1 tRNA gene and 2 rRNA genes are annotated in these 3,471 nt (G+C 54.5%); all 3 read right to left on the bottom strand.

Going from position 1 to position 3,471, the window contains the following annotated elements:
• Positions 1 to 126: 126 nt before the first annotated feature.
• The 3 genes from LWE61_RS20465 to LWE61_RS20455 all read right to left on the bottom strand — a co-directional run bounded on the left by LWE61_RS20465 (position 127) and on the right by LWE61_RS20455 (position 3,409).
• Positions 127 to 203 (bottom strand) — tRNA-Met (locus tag LWE61_RS20465).
• 133 nt (positions 204 to 336) lie between these two features.
• A 5S ribosomal RNA gene (gene rrf, locus LWE61_RS20460) occupies positions 337 to 451 on the bottom strand.
• 161 nt (positions 452 to 612) lie between these two features.
• Positions 613 to 3,409, bottom strand: a 23S ribosomal RNA gene (locus tag LWE61_RS20455).
• Positions 3,410 to 3,471: the final 62 nt, after the last annotated feature.

The following is a 3,471-nucleotide window of genomic DNA, read 5'->3' as shown; positions in this document are numbered from 1 at the left end:
CCAACGTCCGTCCCGACGGCGCCAATGGCCCTGAGGCGGAGGTTGTCGCGAACGCGGCGGATCTGGTGGTCTACGCCACAAACGACAACGCCGCCCCGGAGGGCGGCGTATGTAGTTCCATAACAGTGGTTGCGGGAGTAGGATTTGAACCTACGACCTTCAGGTTATGAGCCTGACGAGCTACCGGGCTGCTCCATCCCGCGACACTGGGCCTTGTTGGCCGACGGTTGTTCTGGGCTATAAAGCGCCAGAACGACAAAAGGGCGGCCGTTATGGGGCCGCCCTATGTGTGAATGGGTTTATATCCGTGCCTTTGGCTGCTGCGCCGGCTTCAATGCCTGGCGACGACCTACTCTTCCAGTGCTTAAGCAATAGTACCATCGGCGCGGTCTGGTTTCACGGCCGAGTTCGAGATGGGATCGGGTGGGTCACAGACGCTATGGTCACCAAGCAATGAAGCAGGCGCAGTAGCTAAGGTTCGGGTTTTCAATCGATGCACTATGTGCAGGATGTTTTGGGTATCCGTGCATGTAATCGGGCGTTGCGTTATCAATATCCATGACCGTCAGCGACGAGCTGGTTACCCAGCGTTGTCGTTGATGGTGGGACTCTCAAAGCGCGAAAAGAGCAATTAGGACTGGTTAGCTCCATGCGTTACCGCACTTCCACATCCAGCCTATCAACGTGGTGGTCTTCCACGGCTCGATGAAATCTTATCTTGAGGGAGGCTTCCCGCTTAGATGCTTTCAGCGGTTATCCCGTCCATACATAGCTACCCTGCTGCGCTCCTGGCGGAACGACAGGTACACCAGAGGTATGTTCAACCCGGTCCTCTCGTACTAGGGTCAACTCCTCTCAAATTTCGACGCCCACGGCAGATAGGGACCAAACTGTCTCGCGACGTTCTGAACCCAGCTCACGTACCACTTTAATTGGCGAACAGCCAAACCCTTGGGACCTGCTCCAGCCCCAGGATGTGATGAGCCGACATCGAGGTGCCAAACGATTCCGTCGATATGAGCTCTTGGGAATCATCAGCCTGTTATCCCCGGCGTACCTTTTATCCGTTGAGCGATGGCCCTTCCACGAGGGACCACCGGATCACTATGACCGACTTTCGTCTCTGCTCGACTTGTCAGTCTCGCAGTCAGGCGGGCTTATGCCATTGCACTCTAACAGCCGGTTTCCAACCGGCCTGAGCCCACCATCGCGCGCCTCCGTTACTCTTTAGGAGGCGACCGCCCCAGTCAAACTACCCACCACAGAGGGTCCCTGTACCGGATAACGGTACGAGGTTAGACATCAGAAAACAGCAGGGTGGTATTTCACCTATGGCTCCACATCATCTGGCGACGATGCTTCAAAGCCTCCCACCTATGCTACACAGCTCTTTCCTAATGCCACTCTGAAGTTGCAGTAAAGGTGCACGGGGTCTTTCCGTCTAACCGCGGGTACTCCGCATCTTCACGGAGAATTCAATTTCGCTGAGCATATCCTGGAGACAGTGGGGAAGTCGTTACGCCATTCGTGCAGGTCGGAACTTACCCGACAAGGAATTTCGCTACCTTAGGACCGTTATAGTTACGGCCGCCGTTTACCGGGGCTTCAATTCAGAGCTTGCACTCCTCCTCTTAACCTTCCGGCACCGGGCAGGCGTCACACCCTATACGTCGTCTTGAAGCCGACTTAGCAGAGTGCTGTGTTTTTGCTAAACAGTCGCTACCCCCTGGCCTGTGCCCCCCATAAGTGCTTGCGCATATATGGGGCCTCCTTCTTCCGAAGGTACGGAGGCAATTTGCCGAGTTCCTTCAGGATACTTCTCTCAAGCGCCTTGGTATACTCTACCATCCCACCTGTGTCGGTTTAGGGTACGGTCTATATGGAGGGGCTATTTCCTGGGACGATTTCCCTGCCCGGAGCAATCCAATAAGCCCGAACAAGTTACACCATCCGTCACACACCTCCAGGCCCACGAATATTAACGTGGTTCCCATCGACTACCCCCTTCGGGCTCGTCTTAGGGGCCGGCTTACCCTGCTCAGATTAGCTTTAAGCAGGAACCCTTGGGATTTCGGCGACAGGGCATCTCACCCTGTTTATCGCTACTCATGTCTGCATTCGCACTTCCGATACCTCCACCGTCCATTACCAGACGGCTTCATCGGCCTACGGAACGCTCCGCTACCGCGTGATCGTAAACGATCACACCCTAAGCTTCGGTGCATCACTTTAGCCCCGTTACATCTTCGCCGCAGGATCTCTTATTTAGACCAGTGAGCTGTTACGCTTTCTTTAAAGGATGGCTGCTTCTAAGCCAACCTCCTGGTTGTTTTGGAAATCCCACATGCTTTCCCACTTAGTGATGACTTGGGGACCTTAGCTGTAGGTTAGGGCTGTTTCCCTTTTGACGACGGACCTTAGCACCCGCCGTCTGTCTGCCGAACTAGACTCGTTGGTATTCGGAGTTTGGTTAGAGTTGGTAGATCTCGCGACCCCCGCATCCATCCAGTGCTCTACCCCCAACGGCAATCATTCGACGCTCTACCTCAATAGATTTCGCGGAGAACCAGCTATTTCCCGGCTTGATTGGCCTTTCACCCCTAAGCACAACTCATCCGACAATTTTTCAACATTGAACGGTTCGGTCCTCCAGTGGGTGTTACCCCACCTTCAACCTGGTCATGCATAGATCGCCGGGTTTCGGGTCTAATGCATCATACTCAGTCGCCCTATTCAGACTCGCTTTCGCTGCGCCTACACCTAACGGCTTAAGCTTGCATGATACACTAAGTCACAGACCCATTATGCAAGAGGTACGCGGTCAGGCCTCAAGGGCCCTCCCACTGCTTGTAAGCATCCGGTTTCAGGTACTGTTTCACTCCCCTCATCGGGGTGCTTTTCACCTTTCCCTCACGGTACTGGTTCACTATCGGTCATGTACGAGTATTTAGGCTTGGAGGGTGGTCCCCCCATGTTCAGACAGAGTTTCACGTGCTCCGCCCTACTCAAGTCCTCATTCCTCACATTCGCATACGGGGCTGTCACCCGCTATGGCCACACTTTCCAGAGTGTTCTGCTTGTTTAGAATGAGGCGCTGGCCTGGTCCGCGTTCGCTCGCCACTACTAACGGAATCTCGGTTGATGTCTTTTCCTCCGGGTACTGAGATGTTTCAGTTCTCCGGGTTCGCCTCACCAAAGCCTATTTTATTCAGCTTAGTGATACCTCCCCCATTTAACCCCGCTCCAGCATTGCGGCTGGGTCGAGATTAAATGGTGAAGGTGGGTTGTCCCATTCGGAAATCGCGGGATCAAAGCCTGCTCACGGCTCCCCCACGCTTATCGCAGCGTGCCACGTCCTTCATCGCCTGTACATGCCAAGGCATCCACCAGATGCTCTTACCTCACGCTTGAGAGTCCACACCACCAACGACAATGCTGGACCTGACCCTTGCATACGGCCAGACCCACAGT

Origin of the sequence: Sphingobium sufflavum, from assembly GCF_021403115.1 — a bacterium.
GTDB lineage: Bacteria > Pseudomonadota > Alphaproteobacteria > Sphingomonadales > Sphingomonadaceae > Sphingobium > Sphingobium sufflavum.
Note: the sequence above shows the minus strand (reverse complement) of the source record. Positions and strands in the feature narration are given on the sequence as shown.